Annotated in this window: 10 protein-coding genes and 6 pseudogenes; 13 read left to right on the top strand and 3 right to left on the bottom strand. The window is 68.0% G+C overall.

Annotated features, from left to right (window positions below; all coding sequences use genetic code 11):
- Positions 1–132: 132 nt before the first annotated feature.
- From ACPEE0_RS13300 to ACPEE0_RS13290, 3 genes and pseudogenes are all read right to left on the bottom strand, one after another.
- Positions 133–1,823: pseudogene (locus ACPEE0_RS13300) on the bottom strand (DUF885 domain-containing protein).
- A gap of 63 nt (positions 1,824–1,886) precedes the next feature.
- Positions 1,887–2,135 (bottom strand): acyl-CoA carboxylase subunit epsilon, encoded by a 249-nt coding sequence (locus tag ACPEE0_RS13295; protein WP_424574627.1) that lies wholly within the window; start codon positions 2,133–2,135, stop codon positions 1,887–1,889.
- A pseudogene (locus ACPEE0_RS13290) lies at positions 2,132–3,714 on the bottom strand (acyl-CoA carboxylase subunit beta). The gene ACPEE0_RS13295 and the pseudogene ACPEE0_RS13290 overlap by 4 nt, the downstream one beginning before the upstream one ends.
- Positions 3,715–3,940: 226 nt before the next feature.
- On the opposite strand from ACPEE0_RS13290, the gene ACPEE0_RS13285 reads away from it, so the two are divergent.
- From ACPEE0_RS13285 to ACPEE0_RS13225, 13 genes and pseudogenes are all read left to right on the top strand, one after another.
- Positions 3,941–4,828: an SDR family oxidoreductase gene (locus ACPEE0_RS13285; protein WP_424574626.1), complete on the top strand. Its 888-nt coding sequence runs from the start codon at positions 3,941–3,943 to the stop codon at positions 4,826–4,828.
- 90 nt (positions 4,829–4,918) lie between these two features.
- The gene (locus tag ACPEE0_RS13280; protein WP_424574625.1) at positions 4,919–5,827 is read left to right on the top strand and encodes a biotin--[acetyl-CoA-carboxylase] ligase; all 909 of its coding nucleotides are present in this window, start codon (positions 4,919–4,921) and stop codon (positions 5,825–5,827) included.
- Positions 5,820–6,418, top strand: a pseudogene (locus tag ACPEE0_RS13275) (PH domain-containing protein). Before ACPEE0_RS13280 ends, ACPEE0_RS13275 begins: the two are co-directional and overlap by 8 nt.
- On the top strand, positions 6,408–7,532 hold the full coding sequence (locus ACPEE0_RS13270; protein ID WP_133350094.1) for an adenylate/guanylate cyclase domain-containing protein: 1,125 nt from the start codon (positions 6,408–6,410) through the stop codon (positions 7,530–7,532). The pseudogene ACPEE0_RS13275 and the gene ACPEE0_RS13270 overlap by 11 nt, the downstream one beginning before the upstream one ends.
- Before the next feature lie 229 nt (positions 7,533–7,761).
- Positions 7,762–13,868, top strand: a pseudogene (locus ACPEE0_RS13265) (Ig-like domain-containing protein).
- A 78-nt stretch (positions 13,869–13,946) separates the two neighbouring features.
- Positions 13,947–14,918: an AAA family ATPase gene (locus tag ACPEE0_RS13260; RefSeq protein WP_009356297.1), complete on the top strand. Its 972-nt coding sequence runs from the start codon at positions 13,947–13,949 to the stop codon at positions 14,916–14,918.
- Between the two features lie 58 nt (positions 14,919–14,976).
- Positions 14,977–16,298, top strand: a pseudogene (locus tag ACPEE0_RS13255) (DUF58 domain-containing protein).
- Positions 16,295–18,866 (top strand): annotated as a pseudogene (locus tag ACPEE0_RS13250) (transglutaminase domain-containing protein). The pseudogenes ACPEE0_RS13255 and ACPEE0_RS13250 overlap by 4 nt, the downstream one beginning before the upstream one ends.
- Positions 18,863–19,078: a zinc-ribbon domain-containing protein gene (locus tag ACPEE0_RS13245; protein ID WP_424574624.1), complete on the top strand. Its 216-nt coding sequence runs from the start codon at positions 18,863–18,865 to the stop codon at positions 19,076–19,078. The pseudogene ACPEE0_RS13250 and the gene ACPEE0_RS13245 overlap by 4 nt, the downstream one beginning before the upstream one ends.
- A 107-nt stretch (positions 19,079–19,185) precedes the next feature.
- Positions 19,186–20,463, top strand: coding sequence for an RDD family protein (locus ACPEE0_RS13240; protein WP_424574623.1), 1,278 nt, complete (start codon positions 19,186–19,188; stop codon positions 20,461–20,463).
- On the top strand, positions 20,460–21,416 hold the full coding sequence (locus tag ACPEE0_RS13235; protein WP_424574622.1) for a PP2C family protein-serine/threonine phosphatase: 957 nt from the start codon (positions 20,460–20,462) through the stop codon (positions 21,414–21,416). The genes ACPEE0_RS13240 and ACPEE0_RS13235 overlap by 4 nt, the downstream gene beginning before the upstream one ends.
- Complete coding sequence (locus ACPEE0_RS13230) at positions 21,403–23,328, top strand: FHA domain-containing protein (protein WP_424574621.1); 1,926 nt, start codon at positions 21,403–21,405, stop codon at positions 23,326–23,328. The genes ACPEE0_RS13235 and ACPEE0_RS13230 overlap by 14 nt, the downstream gene beginning before the upstream one ends.
- Complete coding sequence (locus ACPEE0_RS13225; RefSeq protein WP_424574620.1) at positions 23,325–23,900, top strand: serine/threonine-protein kinase; 576 nt, start codon at positions 23,325–23,327, stop codon at positions 23,898–23,900. The genes ACPEE0_RS13230 and ACPEE0_RS13225 overlap by 4 nt, the downstream gene beginning before the upstream one ends.
- Positions 23,901–23,957 lie beyond the last annotated feature (57 nt).

The raw sequence follows: 23,957 nt of genomic DNA, 5'->3' as shown, positions 1-23,957 counted from the left end.
AGAAATATTACGCGCCATCTTTTGCTTGCGTGTCTCATCTTCCGCGCAAAATCAGGGGTTTAGAGGCGTATTGTTACTTATTCCCGGCCGGGATGTGGCATATATCTCCTCCAGCACCGGATTCCGACAAGCTCAATCACCGGTGAGCAGGGCGCGCCTCAGGGTGTCCAGTCCCACGGAACCGACATTCAGGGCACGGGTGTGGAAGTCCTTAAGGTTGAATCCCGGGCGGGCCTCCAGCTCGGCGCGGATCTGCTCCCAGAGCCGCTGCCCCACCTTGTAGGAGGGGGCCTGGCCCGGCCAGCCAAGGTACCGGGCGAACTCGAAGTCGAGTTGTCCCTCGCTGATGGCCAGGTTCTGCTTCAGGAAGTCGTACCCCTTCTCCGGTGTCCAGGTCCCCGACCCCCAGCGTGCCGGCATGGCCAGTTCCAGGTGGACGCCGATGTCGAACACCACGCGTGCCGCGCGCATCCGCTGCATGTCCAGCATCCCCATGTGGTCGCCGGGATCGTTGAGGTAGCCCAGTTCCTGCATCAGCCGTTCCGCGTAGAGTGCCCACCCTTCGCCATGGCCGGATGTCCAGCAGATGTTGCGCCGCCATTTGTTCAGCAGTTCACGCCGGTAGGTGGCAGTGGCGACCTGGAGGTGGTGGCCCGGAACGCCCTCGTGGTAGACGGTGGTGGTTTCAGCCCAGGTGGTGAAGGAGTCCTCGCCGGCCGGCACCGACCACCACATCCGGCCGGGCCTGCTGAAGTCATCGGAAGGGCCGGTGTAGTAGATGCCGCCCTCGTCCGTGGGCGCGATCAGGCACTCCAGCTTCTTCATGACGTCCGGAATGTCGAAGTGCACGCCGGCGAGTTCGGCTACCGCCTTGTCCGAGAGCTCCTGCATCCATTCCCGCAGCGCCTCAGTGCCTTTGAGCCGGCGGGCAGGGTCGCTGTTGAGGATCTCCTTCGCCTCGGCAATGCCCGCACCCGGCTTGATGGCGGCGGCCACTTCTTCCTGCTCGGCGATGATGCGGTCCAGTTCCTGCACACCCCAGGCATACGTTTCGTCCAGGTCCACGACGGCGCCGAGGAAGGCCCTGGAGGCGAGGGCGTAGCGGGCCCGGCCCACGGCGTCTTTTTCCGGGGCGGCAGGAAGCAGTTCATCGCGGAGGAATTCGGCGAGCCGGATGTAGGCGCCGCGGGCGGCCGCCGACCCGGCGTCGAGCTTTTGCTGCACTTCCGCTCCGAGCGGGCCGGCTGCCGTGGAGGCGCGGGCGGCAAGCTTGGCGAAGAAGCCGTCGGCGGCTGCGTACCTGGTGGCCTGGTCGATGACGATCTTGATCTGGCGGGCGGCGGCGACCCGGCCGGCGTCGCGGGCGGAGCGCAGGGATTCGATGTAGCCCTCGATGGCGCCGGGCACGTTGTGCGCGCGGCCGGCAATGTTCGCCCAGTCCTGTTCCGTCGCCGTGGGCATCAGGTCGAAAATGGACCGGATGTCCTGGGCGGGCGAGGCGATGTTGTTAAGGTCGGCGTAGTCCCAGCCGGACGCGTGGATCAGCAGCTGCAGGCCGAGCCGCTCCTGCATCGCGTCCAGCGTAACGGTGTCCACCTCATCCTGGGGCTCCAGGCCTTCCAGGTCGGACAGGGCCTTCCGGGCTGCCTCCGCGAATCCCGCGATCCCTGCGGGCGAGAAGTCCTGAATTCCGTCTCATGCCCCGGTACGCCCAGGGTGGTGGCCAGCGACGGGTTCAGGCTGACGAGCGTGTCGGTGTAGGCATCCGCCACGGCATCAATGCGGGTCTGCGGACGGGCGGCAGGAGCGGTCTCGGTAGTCACCTCCCGAGACTAACGGGGGTCCGGGGCTTAGCAAAGCACCGGGTTGGCAGTGCCGCGTGCCGGTCAGCCCCGGCTGCGTTTCCAGGCGCCGGGCCCCGGCGTCGGAGCGAGCCGCAGCTGCTGCCGCCGCACCCAGTGCCGGACCGAGGGCGTGCGCGCCGGAGCAGGTGCCGATCCCCCGAGAGCGAGGACGACGGCGGTCAGCGCCGCCAGTTCCTCGGCGTCCGGCTGGCCCTTGACCACCGAAAACAGGGGCGCGGCGGGCGGTTCAGGGGTTTCGACAGGCTCAACCACCGGGTTCTCGCTGTTCACAGCGGGATGTTTCCGTGCTTCTTGGCGGGGAGGCTGGCGCGTTTGTCACGCAGCGCGCGGAGCCCCTTGATAATCTGCACCCGCGTATCGGAGGGTGCGATGACGGCGTCGACGTAGCCGAGCTCGGCCGCCTGGTACGGGTTGAGGAGTTCCTCCTCGTACTGCCGGATGACCTCGGCCCGGCGCGCCTCCACGTCGCCGCCCGCCTCCGCGACCGCGGCGAGGTCGCGGCGGTAAAGGATGTTGACGGCGCCCTGGGCGCCCATCACGCCGATCTGGGCGGTGGGCCAGGCAAGGTTCAGGTCGGCGCCGAGCTTCTTGGAGCCCATCACGATGTAGGCGCCGCCGTAGGCCTTGCGGGTGATGACGGTGAGCTTGGGAACGGTGGCCTCGGCGTAGGCGTAGAGCAGCTTGGCGCCGCGCCGGATGATGCCCTGGAATTCCTGGTCCTTGCCGGGGAGGAAGCCCGGGACGTCCACGAGGGTGATGATCGGGATGTTGAAGGCGTCGCAGTGGCGGACAAAGCGGGCCGCTTTCTCCGAGGCCGCGATGTCCAGCGTTCCGGCGAACTGCAGCGGCTGGTTGGCAACGATGCCCACCGTGTGGCCTTCAACCCGGCCGTAGCCGATCATGACGTTCGGTGCGTAGAGTGCCTGCATTTCCAGGAAGTGGCCGTCGTCCACGATCTGTTCGATCACGGTGCGCATGTCGTAGGGCTGGTTGGCGGAGTCCGGGACCAGCGTGTCCAGGGCGAGGTCGTCGTCGTCGATCTCCAGCTCCTGCTGGTGGTCCGCCACCGGGGCCTCGGAGAGGTTGTTGGAGGGCAGGAAGTCCAGCAGCTCACGGACGAACTCGATCGCATCGCTTTCGTCCGAGGCCAGGTAGGTGGAGGTGCCGGTGGTGGCGTTGTGCTGGCGGGCGCCGCCCAGGGTCTCCATGTCCACGTCTTCGCCCGTGACCGTCTTGATGACGTCGGGGCCGGTGATGAACATGTGCGAGGTCTTGTCCACCATCACCACGTAGTCCGTGAGGGCGGGGGAGTAGGCCGCGCCGCCGGCGGAGGGCCCCATGATCATCGAGATCTGCGGGACAACGCCCGAGGCGTGGACGTTGTTGCGGAAGATATCCGCGAACATGGCCAGCGAGGCGACGCCTTCCTGGATGCGGCGCCGCCGCCGTCCAGGATGCCCACCACGGGGCAGCCGTTCCGCAGGGCGAACTCCTGCACCTTGACGATCTTTTCGCCGTTGACCTGGCTCAGGGAGCCGCCGTAGACGGAGAAATCCTGGCTGTAGACGGCCACGAGGCGGCCGTCCACGGTGCCGTAGCCCGACACCAGGCCGTCGCCCAGGGGCTTCTTCTTCTCCATGCCGAAGGCCGTGGAGCGGTGCACGGCCAGCGCGTCGAACTCCACGAACGAGTCCTCGTCCAGCAGGAGGCCGATGCGTTCGCGGGCCGTGTTCTTGCCGCGTGCGTGTTGCTTCTCGATGGCTTCGGGGCCGGAGGGCTGTTCGGCACGGGCCTGGCGGTCGCGGAAATCGGCTATCTTTCCCGCTGTCGTGGTCAGATCGTGGCTCATCAGGTATCTCCGGCTCTGTTGCAGATTTTGTTTCGTGGCGCTCTGGTCTCTGGCGGGCTGCGCCGGGGCGGAGCTTAAGTCGCTTCCACACAAAGGACGAACCCTGCAGGCAAGTCTAGTGACGCTTTGTGCGCCCGAAGCTGTAGGGAACCTACAATTTTCTGCCGTGCCTCCAGCCGCACCACTATGTTACTCACCGGTAACTTGACTGGGTTACAGTAGGCAGATGACTTCGAGCAATGACGCTGCGCATGCCATCTCAAGCCCCTATCGCGCTTCGGGTTCGCTTCACGGACAGACGGTCCTCATCTCCGGCGGAAGCCGCGGCATTGGCCTCGCCATCGCCGTCCGCGCCGCCCGGGACGGCGCCGATATAGTCCTGATGGCGAAGACCGGGGAACCGCACCCCAAGCTCGCCGGCACGGTCCACACGGCTGCCCGGGAGCTGGAGGAGGCAGGCGGTCAGGCCCTGCCCCTAGTGGGGGACGTGCGCCGCGACGAGGATGTTGCCCGTGCGGTTGCGGCCGCCGTCGAACGGTTTGGCGGCATCGACGTCGTCATCAACAACGCCTCCGCCATCGACCTTTCGCGGACTGATGACGTGGACATGAAAAAGTACGACCTCATGCAGGACATCAACGTCCGCGGCACGTTCCTGCTCTCCAAGCTGGCGCTGCCGGCGCTGCGTGCGTCTGGGCAGGGCCAGATCCTCACCCTTTCGCCGCCCCTGAACATGAACCCTTCCTGGGCAGGTAAACACCTGGCCTACACCATGGCCAAGTACGGCATGAGCCTTACCACCCTGGGGCTTGCCGAAGAGCTGAAGGGCGACGGGATCCGGGTGAATTCGCTCTGGCCCTGCACACTCATAGACACAGCCGCCATCCGGAACATGCCCCACGGCGACGTGATGGTCCAGGCAGCCCGGGGACCGGCCATCATGGCGGACGCCGCCCACGCCGTCCTCACCGGCGGCAACCTGGTCACCGGTGGCTCGCCGAGCGGCAACTTCTACACGGATGAGGAGGTCCTGGCGGCCGCGGGGGTCAGCGATTTCAGCCCCTACAGCCTCGGCGCGCCCGAGGACCAGCTGGTTCCGGATATCTTCCTCTAGCCGCCGGGCTGGTCCAGTGGACGTGGCGCGTGCCGCGGACGGTTTGCACCGCGCTGCTCCCGGGCGCGTTTGGCTCGCTAGGATTTAGGCATGGATGACGCGCATAACCCGGGCACCCCCCTCAACCGCTGGGACCTGGATGACCAGCGCTTCCTGTCCGCCACCGGGATTCCCCGGATGGAGGTGGTTGACTCCACGGGTTCCACCAACGCGGACCTCCTCCGGGCAGTCACCGTGGAACCCCAGGCCTGGCCGGACATGTCGGTCCTGACAGCGGAATACCAGACAGCGGCCAGGGGACGCCTGGACAGGCATTGGGAGGCGCCGCCGCTGAGTTCCATCTCCGCGTCGGTGGTCCTGCGGCCCGTCAATGCCGACGGCAGGCCGCTTCCCACGCACAGCTATTCCTGGCTCTCGCTCATCGCCGCGCTTGCCCTGCGGGAGACCCTGCTGGAAACCGCCGGCCTTCCCGCCGAACTCAAGTGGCCCAACGACGTCCTGGTCCGGGGCCGCAAGATCGCGGGCATCCTGGCCCAGCTTGGTCCCATGGGGGACGGGTCGGTGCCGCCGGTCATCCTCGGTACGGGCCTGAACGTCACACTGCGCGAGGGCGAGCTGCCGGTTCCCACTGCCACCTCCGTTGCCCTGGAGGGTGCCCGCACCACGGACCGGACCCTGCTCCTGAAAAGCTACCTGTCGCATTTCGCTGTGCTGTACCGCAGTTTCTGCAATGCCGACGGCGATCCGGCGGCGGGAATGGCCGGCGGGCCGTCCCTGCACAAGCGCGTGGAAGCCGTGATGGCCACCCTGGGCAAGCAGGTCAGGGCGCAGCTGCCCGGAGACCACGAAATCATCGGGCATGCCTCGCGGCTGGACGACTACGGCTCGCTGCTGGTGGTGGACAAGGACTCCCGGGAGCACGTGGTGACCGCCGGGGACGTGGTGCACCTGCGCCCCTGGACGTCCCCTGGCGACGCCGGCCAAGGCGGCTATGCGTAAAGACCTCGCACCGGGCGAGCAGGTGATCGTCACCACACGCCCGCAGCCGAGGAAGCTGGCAGGAGCCGCGCTCGCCTTCGTTGTGTCACCAGCGCTTGCCGCGTTTGCCTCCGCCTGGATTATCCGGGGCGAGGCCCGCCGTTATGTGCCGTTCCTCACTCCCCAGTGGACTCCCTGGCTCGTGGCTGCCTGCGCCGGTGCCGTGGCCTGGGTGTGGCTGGGCTATTGCCTGCCCCGCCTGCTGCGCTGGCACGGCACGCGCTACACCCTGACCAGCCGCAGGATGGTGGCAAGGTACGGCCGGATCAAACGGCGCGACCAGCAGGTGGACCTGGCCTGGATCCGCAACCTGACCGTCCACGAAACGGTGCTGCAACGCCTCCTGCGCTCCGGGAATATATCCTTGGAAACCGGGTACCAGGGCGTGGTCATATTCAGGACGTGCCGGAGGTTGCCCGGTTCAGGGAATTCATCCTCGATGCCATCGGGGAATTGCCGGACGAAGGTGATGCCCAGCCGGGCGGCGCAACGCACTACCCCGCCGAAGCTTTGCCGTGGGACATGAGAGAAGGTGGACGGGATGACCGATGAGGACCAGCAGGAACGCGTCGAACCCATAACGCTGCCGCCCGCCACGGACCCGAACCCGGCCACCGGCACCATGTCCGCGGAGCGACTGGCCATGAAGGCGCTCGAAGCCCGGCTGCTGGGCGGGGAACGCAAGCTCCGCCGCCGTGAAGTGGCTGCCGGGGCAGGACTGTCCCTGCTGTCCGCGCGCAAGCTGTGGCGCGCCCTCGGCTTTCCGAACTTCGGCGACGAGGACGTCGCCTTCACCGAACGTGACCAGGCCGCCCTGTCCACCGTCGTGGACCTGGTCCGCGCCGGCAAGCTCACCGAGGAAGCCGCCATTTCCGTCACCCGGGCCATCGGCCAGATGACGGACCGGATGGTGGTGTGGCAGATCGAGGCGCTCGTGGAGGACATGGTCCACGAGCAGGGCGTCACTGACGCCGTAGCCCGGAAACGGCTGGTCAACGAACTTCCCGCCCTGGTGGACGCGCTTGAGGAAGTGCTGGTCTACTCCTGGCGGCGCCAGCTCAACGCCGGCGTCCAGCGGCTCGCCGTGCGCGCCGAGGCCGGCCTGCAGGCCAGCGAAGAGGGCCGGGAGGGCGACGAGGATGACGCGCCGCTGCCGCTGGCCCGTGCCGTTGGCTTCGCCGACCTCGTCTCCTACACCAGCCTGTCCCGCCGGATGAACGAGAAGACCCTGGCGCGCCTGGTCCAGCGGTTTGAGAACAAGTGCGCCGAGATCATCTCCGTGGGCGGCGGCCGGCTGGTGAAGACGGTGGGGGACGAAGTCCTGTACATCGCCGAAACACCTGCCGCCGGCGCAGAAATCTCGCTGGCCCTCGCCCAGGCCTTCACGGAGGATGAGATCCTTCCCGAGGCCCGGGTAGCCATGGTCTGGGGCCGGATCCTGTCCCGGCTCGGCGACATCTACGGGCCCACCGTCAACCTCGCCGCACGCCTGACAACCCTCGCAGATCCCGGCACCGTGCTCGTGGACTCCATGACCGCTTCCGCCCTTGAGCACGACGAGCGTTTCGTGCTGGTTCCCCAGCCGCCGGAGAACGTCCGCGGCTTTGGCGAGATCAGGCCCGTGCGGCTGACCCGCGGGCTGGGCAAGGGACTCGTCCTGGACTAGATTCCGGGACGGATTCTTTTATCACTTTGTTGGTTTAACCGCTATATTGGTGGTGCCCGGGCGCGTTGCGACAGCCGGGCGAAAGAAGCAGCAGGTCAATCGTGGGGGAGGGCTCCCCATCGCGGCCCTGCCCGCGCTTGGGTAGGCTAGCGCGGGAACGGAGAGCCCAATACCGGCTTTCCATGTGCCTGGCCTGGGGCCACCGCAACAATCTGAGGGAATTTACGCTGTGACAAGTCTGCTGGGGAAACTTGGGCTCAAACGGCGCCACAAGAAGATCGTCAACGGTACCGCTTTTGGTGCCGCCGTGGCCGTCGTGGTGACCGGTGCCGTGCTCTATCCGGGGTTCAAGACCACCGAGGTGGAGTTGAACGACGGCGGCGTCTGGGTGGTGTCGAAGTCCAAGAACGCGGTGGGGCGGTTGAATTATCCGTCGCGGGTCTTGGACGGTGCGGTGACGCCGGCGTCGACGACGTTCGACATTCTCCAGGATGCCGGGGATGTGTTTGTTGATGATGAGACGGGTTCGACGCTTAACCAGGTCTCGCCGGCGAACATGCGCCTGGGCGGGACAAGCAGTTGCCGGGGGCTGCGGATGTGGTTTTGGTTCCGAGGTCATTTCCGTGACGGATGCGGCGTCGGGCAAGGTGTGGGCGGTATCGCCGTCCACGATCAACGGATTTGATGAGGAAGCGTCCGAGCCTGTGCTGGTGGGTTCGGAGGGCACGGTGTCCGCGGTGGGTGCCGATGACCGGATCTATTCTGCGGACCCGGAGGCCGGCACGGTGACGGTCACCGGAGTGGACGCGAACGGGGCTGTCACGTCGTCCGAGTCCGAGACCTGGGATGCCCTGAAGGGCGCGGGGGACCTGCAGATCACGGTGGTGGGGGACCGGCCGGTGCTGTTGGATGCGGCGGCGGGGAGCCTGTTCCTGCCGGGCGGTAAGCGGCTGCAGCTGGACAACGCACGGGATGCGAAGCTGCAGCAGACGGGCCCGGGCAGTGATTTTGTTGCCGTTGCCACCCAGAAGGCCTTGTTGAAGCAGCCGCTGGACGGCGGCACCGCGAAGACGGTGACGTTCGACGGCGAGGGCGTGCCGGCTGCCCCGTCCAGTTGGGCGGGTGCTTGCATGCGGCGTGGTCGGGCGCGAACAAGTACGTGCGCGACTGCCTCAACGACGGTGATGACAAGAACGTGGACGTGCCCAAGGCCAGTGCGTCGCCGTCGTACGTGTTCCGGGTGAACCGGGACCTGGTGGTCCTCAACGACGTGAACTCCGGCAACGTGTGGCTGGTCAACCAGAACATGCAGCTGGTCAACAACTGGGACGACGTCGTCCCGCCCAAGAACGAGTCCGACGAACAGGACCAGGAGTCCGCGGACAACAACACCATCAACGTCCTGCCGGACCGCACCAAGCCGAACCGTCCGCCGGAAACCAAGCCCGACGCCGTCGGCGTGCGTCCCGGACGCACCACCATCCTCAGCGTCCTGGACAACGATTCGGACCCCGACGGCGACGTGCTTACCGCGGCCCTGTCCGACTCCGGCCCGCAGGCGGGCACCCTCGAAAACATCTACGGCGGCACCGCATTCCAGATCTCGGTGCCTGCTGACGCCAGGCCCGGCACTGAGACGTTCAACTACAACGCCTCCGATGGGCGCGGCCTCTCTGCCGGCGGCCAGGTCACCCTCAACGTGGTGGGCGCAGACGAGAACAAGCCGCCGCAGTTCAAGCGCGGCGACGACACCACCATGCTGGTTGAACAGGGCAAGACCGTCAGCCAGAACATCCTCACGGACTGGATCGACCCGGACGGCGACGACCTGGTCCTCCTGGACGCCAGGGCAGACAACGACCAGGACCAGGTCAAAGTCCGCCGCGACGGCCTCCTGACGTTCCAGGACTCGGGCGCCACAGCCGGCAAGAAGACGGTGGAGGTCACCATCTGGGACGGCCGGGCAACGGTGACCGGCAAGGTCATCATCAACGTCCAGCCGCCGGGCGCGCTGGCCCCCGTGGTCAACGCAGACCACGTCACGGCAGTCGTCGGCCAGGACCTGGTGGTTTCCCCGTTGAAGAACGACGTCGACCCCAACGGCGGTGCCCTCCGGCTCGCCCAGGTCGAGGCAAACGGTCCCGCGGATCTGGGACCCGTCACCGATGGCGGCACCCTCACCTTCCGCAGCACCACGCCGGGGCCCGTCTACCTGACCTACATCGCCAGCAACGGGCCGCAAAGCAGCCAGGGGCTGATCCGCGTGGACGTGGAATCCGGGGACGAGGCAGGCAACCCGGTGGCAGTCCACGACGTGGCCCTGATGCCCACGGGCGGCAGCGTCCTGCTGGACCCGCTCGCCAACGACTCCGACCCCTCCGGCGGCGTCCTGGTGCTGCAGTCCGTCAAGCTGCCGGAAAACTCCACAGCATCGGTCAGCGTGATCAACCACAGCGTCCTGCGGATCACGGACATCCTCGGCACCAAGGACCCCATCCTCTTCGAATACACCATGTCCAACGGCAGGAAGTCCGCCACGGGCAGCGTGTCCGTGGTCCCCGTCCCGGCCCCGGCCGTCGTGGAGGCTCCGCAGCCCAAACCGGACGAGGTCAATGTCCGCGTCAACGATGTGGTGACCATCCCGGTGCTGGACAACGACACCCACCCGCAAGGCCAGGAACTCACCGTTGACCCGGTCCTGCCGCAGGGCGTCGATCCCGTGGACGGCAAGAGCTTCGTCTCCGAAAATACCCTGCGCTTCATTGCCGGCAGCCAGCCCAAGACGGTGCGCGCCATCTACAACGCCGTGGACCCGCAGGGCCAGAAAAGCGCTGCCGCGGTGACCATCCACATCCTTCCGCTGGAAGGCGCCGAGAACACCCGGCCCCAGCCGCGCAACCTCACCGCCCGCGTGGTGGCATCCGGTACCGTGCGCATCCCCGTCCCCCTGGACGGCATCGATCCCGACGGCGATTCCGTCCAGCTCACGGGCATCGACAGCACGCCGGCCATGGGCACCGCCACGGTGGGCAGCAACTTCATTGATTTCACGGCGGCCGGTGACGGCGCCGGAACCGACACCTTCCGCTACAAGGTGGTGGACCGCCAGGGAGCTGTCAACACCGGAACGGTCACGGTGGGCATCGCACCCCGCGGCGAGGTGAACCAGAAACCCACCCCCGTCGACGACGAGGTGCGCGTCCGCCCCGGCCGGCAGATCGCCGTCGACGCCACCGGCAACGACACCGACCCCGACGGCGACCTGATCCGGATCCTCACGGACGGCATGGAGGCGGACCCGGCCCTGCAGGCCAGCGTCAGCAAAGCGAGCGGCCGGATCCTGCTCATGGCCCCGGGCGAGGCCGGCACGGTCAACGTCCGCTACACCATCGCCGACGACAGGGACGCCTCCGCCCAGGCAACCATCCGCGTGGTGGTGGACCCCGAAGTGCCGCTCAAGGCCCCCATCGCCCGCGATGACCGGGTAACCTCGGCCCAGACCATGGGGAAGACCGCCGTCGACGTCCCCGTCCTCAAAAACGACGAAGACCCCGACGGCGTGGGCGAGAACCTGAAGATCAGCACCGAGGCAACCACGGCGAGGCCAGGTGCCGACGGCAACATGATCGTGGACCTCACCGAGCAGCCGCAGCTTATCCCCTACACAGTCGAGGACGTGGACGGACAGCAGTCCACCGCGGTCATCTGGGTTCCCGGCCTCGGCCAGCAGGTGCCCACCCTGGCCAAGGACGAAGTCCTGGAGGTCATCGCCGGCCAGTCCGTGGACGTGGACCTGGACGAATGGGTGAAGGTCCGTGAGGGCCGCTCACCCCGCCTGACCCAGGCCGACAGGATCAAGCTGATCGGCTCCGACGGCAGCAACCCCATGACCGGCGACGGCGACGGACTGAAGTACACGGCCGGCACCGATTACGTGGACCTGGTTCGCTGACCTTCGAAGTCACGGACGGCACCGGACCGGACGACCCGGCGGGCCTGAAGTCCACCCTCAGCATCCGCACCAAGGTGCTGCCTGACCCCAACCGCAACAACCCGCCGGAGCTCCTGGGCGCTTCCCTGGATGTTCCCAAGGGCGACTCAGCCAGCACCGACCTGGGCAAGCTGACCTCGGATCCTGACCAGGACGACGTCGAGAAGATGAAGTATGAGCTGGTGGGCGGAGCTCCCGCGGGCTTCAACGCCAGCATCGAGGGCCGGACATTGAAGGTGTCCGCAACCGATTCCAGCGGCACTGGCACCAGCGGCGCCCTGCAGGTCAAGGCAAGGGACCCCCGCGGACTGGAGGCAACTGCCACGTACCAGCTCGCGGTCACGGCCTCCAACCGGCCCAAGCCGGTGGCCAACGACGACCTGGAGCCGAACGCGGCGGCGGGCAAGCCGGTCACGGTCAATGTGCTGGCGAACGACGCCAACCCGTTCCCGGAAACGCCGCTGAAGATCATCGCCGCCGGCACCGAAACCGGCAGCGGCAACGTGGACGTCAACGGTGATTCCGTGGTGGTGACCCCCGCCCCGGGCTTCACCGGCACCATGGTGGTCTCCTACACGGTGGCGGACAAGACGGGGATACGTCCCGGCAGGCTACTGCACGGGTCCGGCTCACGGTGAAGGACAAGCCCCAGGCCCCCGCAACGCCACAGGCACAAAGCGTGGGGGACCAGACCGCGCTCCTGACCTGGACGGCACCTGCAGACCGGGGCTCGGCTATCACCAAGTACACGGTGTACGGCGAGGGCGGCTTCCAGCAGGACTGCCCCGCCAACACCTGCACGCTCAACGGCCTGACCAACAACACGAAGTACCACTTCCAGGTCACGGCCACCAACGAGTTTGGCGAGTCGGACCGTTCACCGGCCTCCGCGGAGGTCCGCCCGGACGTCAAGCCGGATACTCCGCTCGCGCCGCAGCTGAAGTTCGGCGACAAGGAGCTGTCCATCAACTGGACGGCGCCTGCCAGCAAGGGCTCGCCGGTCAAATCATATGACCTGGAGATTTCACCGCCGCCCGCCGGCCAGAACGCCCAGGTCCAGAACCTGACCGCCGTGAGCTACGTCTGGAAGGGCCTGCAGAACGGGGTTTCCTACAAAGTCCGGGTCCTGGCCCGCAACGACGCCAAGGAACCATCAGAATGGAGCCCCTATTCGGCAGCCGAGGTGCCGGCGGGGGTGCCGGCCACCCCCCGCGGCACCCACCGCCGTGCAGGTCCAGCCGGTGGGCAGCCAAAGCCAGATGAGGGTTTCCTGGACGGCGCCCAACAACAACGGCGACGCAGTCTCCGCGTACACCCTGACCACGCTCCGCGGCGGTGCCGTGGTGGCCACCCAGCAGGTGGCGGACACCATGCAGAACGTCACGGTGGACAACTCGGAGACCAACTACACCTTCACGGTCTCCGCCACGAACAAGGCCGGCACCAGCGGAACCAGCGCGCCGTCGCCGGCTGTGCGGGCTGCGGGTAAACCCGGCCAGGTTAATAGCGGAACCGTGAAGGCCACGGGTACCAGCGGACAGCTGGAAGTAACCTTCACTCCTCTGACGGATGCCCAGCGCAACGGTTCAACCCCGGCCGAAATCACCTACTCCTACAACGCCGACGGCAGGAGCGGGCCAATCAATGCCGGGGGAGGAACCATCGGCGGCCTGACCAACGGCAGGGACATCACGGTCACCATCATCGCCACGTCCACCAAGAACAGCATGTCCGGCGACGCCAAGGCCATTGGCGCCGGCAACCCCTACGGACCGGCGAACGCCCCCAATATCGACGGACGCACGTCAGCCAAGGGCGACGGCGAGGTCCACTGGACCTGGAACGACCCCAATACCAACGGCCGTCCGCTGAGCCACTATGAGGTCAGCTACGAGGGTGGCGGCTGGATCAACGTGGGCAAGGTGAACCGCTACGACCGTTCTGCGGGCGGCTGGGACCAGGCCCGCCAGCTCCGCGTGCGCGCAGTGACCATTGTGAACGGTGCCATTGGTGGGCCTGTGACCTCCAGGTCCGGCGCCGACCCCACCCCGCCGCCGCCAACCTCGTGGAACATCACGGCCACCCCTGTCCGCAGCTGCACCGAACCCCGCAAGGGAACGGACAGCTACGTGGCGGGCAACCCGTCCCAGTGCACCGGTGAAGGCAAATGGCTTGATGCCGGTGCCGCCTCCACGACCGACCGCTACCAGGTCTGGTACAAGACGTCGAACAACCCCAGCGGCATCTGGTACCACCTGACCTCCGGCATGGCGGCCGGCAACTGGATCCGCTGCGATACCTCCAGCCTCGGCTGCAACCCGCCTGCCGGAATGCCCAACCGCTAGTCCGGCGCCGCCACCACAGCAGCGGGGCCGGACCGGCCCCGCAAAAGACCTTGAATCCAGGAAGAGGAAGAGCCACCCATGACCATGACCACCGAGCAGGCCGCCTGGTTTGCCGACACGTTCGAAAAACTCGTTGCCAACGTGGGCCAGGCCGTCCTCGGCAAGGAGCACGTCATCAGGCTGACGTTCACCGCGATGCTCGCCGAGGGACACGTCCTGTTCGAGGACGCCCCCGGCACGGGCAAGACCTCCCTGGCGCGCGCCCTCGCCGCCACCGTGCAGGGCTCGAACAACCGCATCCAGTTCACCCCCGACCTGCTGCCCTCGGACGTCACCGGCGTGACCATCTACGACCAGAAGACGCAGAAATTCGAGTTCCACAAGGGCCCGATCTTCAACAACATCGTCCTCGCCGACGAAATCAACCGCGCCTCGCCCAAAACCCAGTCCGCGCTCCTGGAGGTCATGGAGGAATCCCGGGTCACCGTGGACGGCGTCACCTACTCGGCCGGGCGGCCGTTCATGGTGATGGCGACGCAAAACCCCATTGAGCAGGCGGGAACCTACCGCCTCCCCGAGGCCCAGCTGGACCGCTTCCTGATCAAAACCTCCATCGGCTACCCGGACCACGCGTCCACCGTGCGGCTGCTGGCCGGGTCCAACGTCAAGGACCGGTCCAAGGAACTGCCGGCAGTGATCACCACCCAGGCCGTCGCCGACATGGCCGACCTCGCCGCCACCGCGCATGTGGACACGGCCGTCCTGGAATACATCTCCCGGCTCTGCGAGGAAACCCGCAGCGCGCCCGAAACCCGGCTGGGCGTCTCGGTGCGCGGAGCGCTCGCCATGGTGCGTGCAGCCAAGGTCTGGGCCGCATCCCAGGGCAGGAACTTCGTCCTTCCGGACGACATCAAGGAACTGGCCCCGGTGGTGTGGACCCACCGCTTCGTCATGGACCCGGAGGCGGAGTTCTCCGGCGCCACGGCCGAGGCGGTCCTCACCCGGATCCTCGCAGACGTCGCCGCGCCGCAGCAGCGCACCAACGCCTGACCGGCGCCGGCCCGTCCCGCAGCACCCTTAAACAGCGCAACATAACGAAGGCACACATATGTCCAGCGGCACCCCGTTGATCCGGCTCGCGGAGCGTCTGAAGCAACCCTTCGCCAGGAACGCCCGCCTCCACCCCTCCGCCGTCTGGGCTGAGGCCAGCAGCACGGCCGCATTGGCCCTTGCCCCGGCCTGGCGGACGGCACGCGGCGTCTGGCTGAAATACGCCTGGCCGGTCCTCTCGGTGGTCAGCATCCTGGGCTGGTCCGTGCTGGCCGCCGCTGTCCTGCTGTGGGTGACCGGGCAGGCCTTCGGCTGGCAGGAGGCCAAGGCGGCGGCCATCGCGGCGTTCGTCATGTTCGTGGTTGCCGTCGGCTTCATCCTTGGCCGCTCGTCCTACGGGGTTGTGCTGGACCTCGCGCGCACCCGCGTGGCAGTAGGGGACAGCGCCGTGGGCAGCATCGCGGTGTCCAACACCTCCGCCCGCCCCCTGCTGCCGGCTGCTCTGGAACTGCCCGTGGGCAATGCCACCGCCGTGTTCCACCTGCCCCGGATGAAGCCCGGGCAGGTCCATGAGGACCTGTTCACCATCCCCACCGCCCGACGCGCCGTGATCGTCGTCGGGCCCGTGCGGTCGGTCCGGGCGGACCCCTGCACCTGCTGCGCCGCCAGGTCCTGTGGACAGAACCGGAGGACCTCTTCGTCCATCCGCGCACGGTTGCCCTGGCCGGTTCCGCCGCAGGCTTCATCCGCGACCTCGAGGGCATGCCCACCACCGACCTGTCCAGCGCGGATGTGTCCTTCCATGCCCTGCGCGACTACGTGCCCGGGGATGACCGGCGGCACATCCACTGGAAGACCACGGCCCGTACCAACAAGCTCATGGTGCGCCAGTTCGAAGAGACCAGGCGGGCCCACCTCGCCATCTCGCTGTCCATCAACACGGACGAATACGCCTCCGAAACCGAGTTCGAAATGGCTATCTCCGCGGCCGCCTCCATCGGCCGCCAGGCCATCCGGGAACAGCGGGAGCTGGACATCATCACCCAAAAAGGCCCCCTCCGCTGCGAAACGGGCCGCAACATGCTGGACGACATGACCAGGATCGTGGGCGCACCCATGCGCCGCACCGCCGTCGACCTCGCCAGGACCCTCGCCGACACCGTGCCCAATGCCTCCGTGACGTTCTTCGTGGTGGGCAGCAACGTGACCGCCACGCAGCTCCGCTCCGCCGCCGTATCCGTTCCGCCCGGCGTGCGCAGCCTCGCCGTCCGGGTGGAAGCAGGCGCCGCTCCCAGCAGGGCCAACATCGCGGACCTGACCGTGCTGACGCTTGGCGACCTGGCCGACCTTGCCATCGTGCTGAGAAAGGCGGCAGCATGAGCTCCGCACCGGGCAGGACCTCTCCAACCCACGGGCCCCGCAGGACATCCCGCCGCGCGGCGGCGCCCACCCGGCAGGAGTCCGCCTTCGCCGACGGCCAGCCCCGCTGGCATTTCGTGCTCGACGCCGGCGCCCTCACCGTCCTGCTCGGGCTGGGCCTGCTCGGTTTCGGGCTCAGCTTCGGCGGCGACCCCTACTACCTGCTGTCGGGCTTTGGCGGCATCGTCCTGGGCCTGGCCATCGGCGCTGCCAACGCACACCTGCGGCTCGGGCTGCTGATCACCACGGCCCTGGCCCTTGGGGCGTACCTCATCTTCGGTACGCTGCTGGCCGTCCCCGACTCCGCCATCGCCGGATTCGTTCCCACCCTGGATTCGCTGCGGATCCTGCTGTTGGGCATCGTTTTCGCCTGGAAAGACATGCTCACGGTCGGCGTTCCGGTGGGAACTGCCGGCGGGGTGCTCATCGTCCCCTTCCTCAGTTCGCTGATCACCGCCCTCGTGGCTGCGGTCCTGACCTGGCGGGCGCGGAGCCCCTACTTCCCGCTCCTGCCCGTCCTGGTCCTCTTCGTCACCGGCATCGCGTTCAGCACCAACGCCGCCTTCCTCACCCTCGAGCGCGGCATCGGCCTCACGGTCTTCGGCATCGCCTGGGCAACCTTCCGGCGGGACGCCCTGCGGCGGAACAGCACCCGCAGGGTTGCGGTCAACAACCCGCAGGCCGATTCCTCCGCCACCCGTCGCGCCAGGATCCGCCGGCTGGGCATGGCCTCTGGCGTCATCGCCGTCAGCGTCGCCGTCACCGCCCTGTCCGCGCCGCTGGTATCCGCCGGCAATGAACGGAAAGTGCTCCGCAACGTTGTGGTGCCGCCGTTCGACCCCAAGGACTACATCACGCCGCTGGCAAGCTTCCGGACCTACGTCAAGGACAAGAAGGACGACACGCTCTTCGTGGTCAAGGGCCTGCCGCGCGACGGCAGGGTGCGTCTGGGTGCCCTGGACGCCTTCAACGGCACCAACTACACCATGGATCCCAACGGCTCCGGCAACTTCAGCAAGGTGGGCGACACCGAGTCCATCAACACCCTTGCGGACACCTCCGGCACCGTTCCCACCAGGGACTACGCGATCGACATCACCATCGAGGACTACCAGGGCTTCTTTGTCCCCGGCGGCCGGAAAACCACCGGCCTGAGCTTCGACGAGGGCGCCTCGGCGGCCGCGTCCGGACTGTACTTCAACTCCGGCACGGACACCGCAGTCACCACCAACGGCCTGACCCGGGGCGATTCCTACAGTGTCCAGGTGTCCGACCCCGTCAAACTGGAACACGGGCAGCTGACGCAGTACGACTTCGCCAAAATGTCCATGCCCGACGCCCTCGAGGTCCCCCCGGTGGTCGCGTCCCAGGCGAACGACCTGTCCGCGGACGCGCCCACGGCCATCGACCGGGTCCGCCAGATCGAAGCCCACTTCCAGAAGACCGGTGCCTTCAGCAACGGCCTGGTCAGCGAAGGGCAGCTGCCCAGCGTCTCGGGCCACGGTTCGGCCCGGATCCGGAACCTGCTGACCGCCAAGCAGATGCTCGGCGACGATGAGCAGTACGCCGTTGCCATGTCCCTGATGCTCCGCCACCTGGGCATTCCGTCCCGCGTGGTGATGGGCTTCTACCCGGATCCCACCAGCCCGGAAAACGGCGCCGGCGAAGTCAAGATCACCGGCAAGAACGTCCACGCCTGGGTGGAAGTGGCCTTTGAACGCGTGGGCTGGGTCAGCTTCGATCCCACTCCGCCCAAGGACAACGTTCCCATTCCGCCGGACCCGGAGAACAAGTCCAAGCCCAAGCCGCAGGTCCTGCAGCCGCCACCCCCGCCGCAGGAGCCGGCCGACCTGCCGCCGGACTCCTCGCCCGACGCCCTGGACGCCGACCAGAAGAAGAACAACCCGTGGCTGTTCTGGGGCGCCCTCCTGGGAGCGCTTGGCGTTGCCCTGATTCCGCTGTCCATCCTGGCGCTGCCGCTGCTGCTGATCGCCCTGCTGAAATCACGACGGCGGAAAGCGCGCTTCCGCGACGGCCACCCCGCCCAGCGGGTGGGCGGAGGATGGAGCGAGGTGGTGAGCCTTGCCACCGACATGGGCGCCGCCGTCGATACCCGCTCCACCCGCCGCGAGAGCGCGGCCGTGCTCGCCGAGGCGTTCCCGGCGAGCAAGGGGACCACTGCCATGCTCGCACGGCGCGCGGACGCCTCGATCTTCGGTGCGGGCCAGCCCACGGAGGAAGAAGTCCGGGAATGACTGGACCATCGTGGACGGCTCGCTGAAGGAAATGACTGCCACCGTTGGATTCTGGCGCCGGCAGCAGGCGCGGTTCTCGCCGCGGTCGCTCCTCGCTGACGCCCGGACTGTCCTGAGCCTGCGCGGCACCCGGCTGGCACTGCCCGCCCTGAAGCTGCCGGCGCGCCGCCCGTCCGCCGCCGGCAACGGACCGGACCAGCCTGACACCGCAGCACCCCCAACAGGCCCGTCCCCGACAGACATCCCTCCAACACAAGGACCCAAGCAGCAGTGACCTCCGATCCCGTGCGTTGCCCGCGCTGCCAGCAAACAGTCCGCACCGGGGCGGCGTTCTGCACCGCCTGCGGGGCGCCCCTTCCCAACCGTGCGGCGCGCAGCCTCCACAACCAGGACCATGGAGGGGCCAACGGTTCCAGCGGGGCCATCGACCCAGGACCGGGCTGCCCGCCGCGCATGTGCCGGCGATTCCCGGTACTATCCCGGTAGTACAAACGCCCCCGGCACAACAGGCCGCGGGCATCGCGGGCACGGGGCTGGGGAGCGCCGGCGGTTCCACCGGGCAGGTGGGGGCCGCTCCAGGGGGAGGAACGGGAATGGCAACAAACCTTCAGCTGGTTCCTGCCACGGCGGGCAAGCGGCTTGGCGCCGCCGTCATCGACTGGCTCCCGCCGCTGGTCGTCCTGGTGGTGACGTTCGCCGTCGGTTTCGCCGGCATCACCCGTACCCGCAGCGGCGGCTTCATCACCTACGACACGGCGTCGCTGGTGTTGTTCGGCGGCATCGGGCTGGCGCTGACCCTGGCCTACCTGCTGGTCGTCATGGGCCTGGAGGCCCGGACCGGGAAAACGCCGGGAAACCTGCTGATGGGCATCCGCAGCGCTGATAACGACGGCTACGCACCCGGTGCGGGTGCTGTCTTCCTGCGCGGCCTCATCACTGGGGCGGGCATCCTCCTGGCGGTCCTCGCGGCCATCCTGGTGGTGGTCTTCCAATGGTTCGGCGCTGCCCTCTTCATCCTCGGGCCGCTGCTGCTTGCGGGCGCCGGCTGGGCCGTGACAGTGGTGGTCTCGAACAGCTGGGACAAGAACGGCGGGCTGCGGGGCTGGCATGACGCCGCGGCCAAGACACTTGCCTTTGACGTGAAGGCAGGCCGCGACCCCATCACCACGGGCGGCATCCAGGGCCCCTACAGTTTCGCGCCGCTGGACCTGCCGCCCGTGCAGCCGGTGCTTTCCCCGGTTGCGGGTGCCGCGACCCCCAAGATCATCAGTGCGCAGGCGCCGCTGCAGGCCCAGCGCGATTCCGGTCCGGGACTGCCTCCGCAGACGCTGCCGGCACAGGCTCCGCCTCCGCAAACTGTGGCTCCACAAACTCCGACGCCGGCCCAGGCTCCGCCTTTCCAGACGCTGCCCTCGCAGACCATGCCGTACACCACCCCGGCATCCTTCGCGCCGCCCGCCCAGGGCCAGGTGCCGCCCTCCCTCGACGACGACGTCGAACGCACCCAGGTGCGCCCCGGCGCCTCCGGCCCCGCGCCCGTGGCGGTCCTTCGGATCCGGCTCGACGACGGCCGTGACTTCCAGCTGGACCGCAGCGTCCTGGTGGGCCGCAACCCCGTGGGCCAGGCGGGGGAACAGCACGCCCAGCTGCTCGCCGTCGACGACCCCGGCCGCTCCATTTCCAAGACACACCTGCACCTGCTCACGGACGGAGCCGGGATCTGGGTGACGGACCGGAATTCAACGAACGGCAGCGCCGTGACCACCCCCGACGGACACCGCACGGCACTGGTGCCGGGCGTCCCCAGCTTTGTTACCCCCGGCTCCAGCGTCCATTTTGGAGACCGAACCTTTTACCTAGGACAGGCATGAACCAACAGCCCGCCAGCGATTCCTCAACCATGCAACCGGGACAGGGCCTTGCCCTAACCGTCGGTTACGGGACGGACCGGGGACTCCGCAGGGAGCTGAACGAGGATTCCTACATCGCCTCCGACCCCGTTTTCGCCGTGGCGGACGGAATGGGCGGCCATGAAGCCGGCGAGATCGCCAGCGGCATCTGCGTGCGTGCCCTGGCCGCCATGCCCCAGCTGACCACCGGCGAGCGGACGGCCACTGCCGCGGTCCTCCAGCAATACCTGGTCCACGCCGACCTCTCCATCCGCGAAGCCACCGGCGCCCGTGCCGGCACCACCCTGACAGGTGCCGTCATCGTGGAGCAGATGGGCGTGCCGTACTGGCTGGTGATGAACATCGGGGACTCACGCACATACAGGCTGAGCCAGGGCCGCTTCGAGCAGATCAGCGTCGACCACTCTGAGGTCCAGGAACTGGTGGACGCGGGGGAGATCACGCCCCAGCAGGCCACTGTCCACCCGCGCCGCCACGTGGTCACCCGCGCCCTGGGCACAGGCGACGAGACCGAGGCCGACTACTGGCTCCTTCCTGTCGAGGAGGGGGACCGGGTCCTCGTCTGCTCTGACGGGCTCACCTCCGAACTGGGCGACGAACACATCTTCCGTATCCTCAGCACCGTGGGCCAGCCCCAGGATGCTGTTGATGCCCTCATCCAGGCAGCCCTGCGCAACGGCGGCCGGGACAACGTCACGGTGATCGTGGTGGACGCCCGGAACGTCCTGAACGACGCCGGCGCCGCCACCACCGCGCCCCGGCACGACACCGCGGCAGAGGACGAAGTGACACTCCCGCGGGACCAGGCACCCCGGACGGACACCGCGCCGGCCCCGAATACCGCGCCTGCCACAAACACCGGTGAAGGACAGGACGCGAATGAAGGAGGGGAACGCCACGATGGCCGGCACTAGCTACATCCCGGGTTCCTGGTTCGGCGTTGTCCGTTCCGGCACCGCTGTCCTCCTGGGCCCGGACACCCCGCCTGCCCTCGCCGGTGCCCTCTGGAACCTGCTGGCGGACGGTCCCGAGGTCCACGAAGTGCTCCACGCCGTCACCAGCAGCTCGGGCGGGTCGCTGGCCAGCATCCCCTCGTTCGGGATCCTGGACTTCAACGGGTCCCTGCGGGTTTTCCTCCGCGGCGGGCTGGACCTTACCGTCAGCCAGCCGCAGGGGCCGGTGGAACTCGACGGGCGCGATGTCACCACCTGGACCGAGCGCCGCTTCGCGCTGCCGGGACCGGGCACCCTCACCATTCCCGGTGCCGGGGCCGCCGGCCTGCCTGAACTCCCGCTGCGCGAAGGTGTGGTCCTGCTGCAGTCGCTGAGCCTGGGGCTGGGGGCGGACCAGCCGGCCCTCGCCACCGGGACCTCCGCGGCGGCCCTTGTGGTGGACCCGGACGGCAACGCGGATGTGCGGCAGATTATCGAGGATGTTCCCGCGCCCGCCGCCGCCGAACCGGTTGTCGAAGAATCTGCCGCCAGTGAGCCGGTTGTTGAAGAACCTGCCGCCACTGAGCCGGTAGCCGCCGAGCCGGTTGTCACTGACGAACCCGCCCCGGCCGCCGTCGACCCTGAGCAGGCTGACCCTGAACCGGCTGACACTGGGTCCATCAACCCTGAACCCATCAACCTTGACCCCGTCGACCCTGAGCCCGTCAATCTTGACCACGTCGATCCTGACCCCGTCGATCCCGATGTGACAATCCTTCCGGACCAGGGGGTGTCCTCGGAAACGGTCCTTGGCGTGATTGACGATGAGTCGGACCCCCTGGAAGGGCCCGACTCCGGCCAGGAACCAGCGGGAATACCGGCGTCCGCGCCTGCCACCGACCACACCAGTTCCTACGACCATCTGTGGGAGCGCACCGTGGTGCGGAACATCGAGGATGCCGCCGTGCGGGAGGACCCGGAGGAGGAACACGCCGGGAACGGACCCGCCCCTGCCCCTGCTCTGGAGCCGGCCGCCGGCCGTCCTTCCTTGGAAACCGCCGGGACTGACCCTGCGGAGCCTGCTCCACCCCAGCCTGCAACTGTCCAGCCCGCCCCTGTTCCTCCCGTCCCGGTTATTCCTGTCCAGGTTCCTCCCGTCCCGGTTCATCCTGTCCCAGGCGGCGTCCTGATCGACTCCGTACCGTGGCGGACCCCGGAGGCCGGTTCTGCTGCGGCGCCGACGCCGGAGCCCGTTTTCGGGGCAGTCCCGCCATCGCCCGCACCTGCACCGGCCGGGGATGCCCCGCAAGCCGCCGGGGCCGGCTTCGACGGCGACCACGACGGCCAGACAGTCATGAAGAGCAGCCTCGCCGGCACGGCGTCCAGGCCTGCGCCGGCCATGCCGGTGGAGGAGGCCGAGGGTAAGGAGCCGGACGGTCCCATGGTGCTGGCCCGGGTGTGCGGCCACGGCCACGCGAATCCGCCCACCCGCGCCCGGTGCTCGGCCTGCGGTGCGGTGCTGCTGCCGGATGCCGTGCAGGTGGCGCGTCCCCGGCTGGGCCGGGTCCGGATGTCCACGGGCGAACTGCTGGACCTGGACCAGTCCCTGGTGATCGGCCGCCAGCCGTCGGTGTCCCGGGTGCAGGGCGGCGTCATGCCCCGCCTGGTGCAGGTGGCAAGCCCCGGCGGCGACATCTCCCGTTCCCACGTGGAGGTCCGCCTGGAGGGCTGGCACGTCATGCTCTGCGACCTGAAGGCGACCAACGGCACCGTCCTGGTCCGGGAGGGCCAGCCGCCGCGGCGCCTTGCCCAGAACGAGATGGCCATCCTGCTGGACGGCGACATCGCCGAGCTCGGCGACAACATCTCGTTGCGTTTTGAGGAGATTCCTTGAGTTCCAAACGGCCTGTAGCGCCGCCGCCCCGCATCCCGGGGTTCACGTACATCAGCCTGCTCGGCTCCGGCGGGTTTTCCGACGTCTACCTCTACGAGCAGGACCGGCCCCGCCGGAAGGTCGCCGTCAAGGTGCTCGTCTCGGACCTGAAGACCGAAGGCGCGCGCCGCCGCTTCGAGTCCGAGGCCAACCTGATGGCCCAGCTGTCCTCGCACCCCTACATCGTCACCATCTTCGAGGCGGAAGTGACCGATGACGGGCACTCCTACCTGGCCATGGAGTATTGCTCCCGGCCCAGCCTGGACGTCCGCTACCGCCGGCAGCGGTTCAGCGTGGACGAGGTCCTGGCCGTCGGCATCCAGGTGGCATCCGCCGTCGAGACAGCCCACCGCGCCGGCATCGCGCACCGCGACATCAAGCCCGCCAATATCCTGGTGACGGACTACAACCGGCCCGCGCTCACCGACTTCGGCATCTGGGCACCCTGGCCGGGGATTCCGACGACGATTCGGGCATGTCCATCCCGTGGTCCCCGCCGGAGCAGTTCAGGGACGGCAGCGTGGACGGGGTGATGGTGGACGTCTGGGCCCTGGGCGCCACGCTGTACACGCTCCTGGCCGGCCGGTCGC

The organism is Arthrobacter sp. SD76, assembly GCF_049726125.1.
In the GTDB taxonomy this organism is placed as follows: domain Bacteria; phylum Actinomycetota; class Actinomycetes; order Actinomycetales; family Micrococcaceae; genus Arthrobacter; species Arthrobacter nitrophenolicus.
This window is presented reverse-complemented; position numbering and strand designations above follow the sequence as displayed.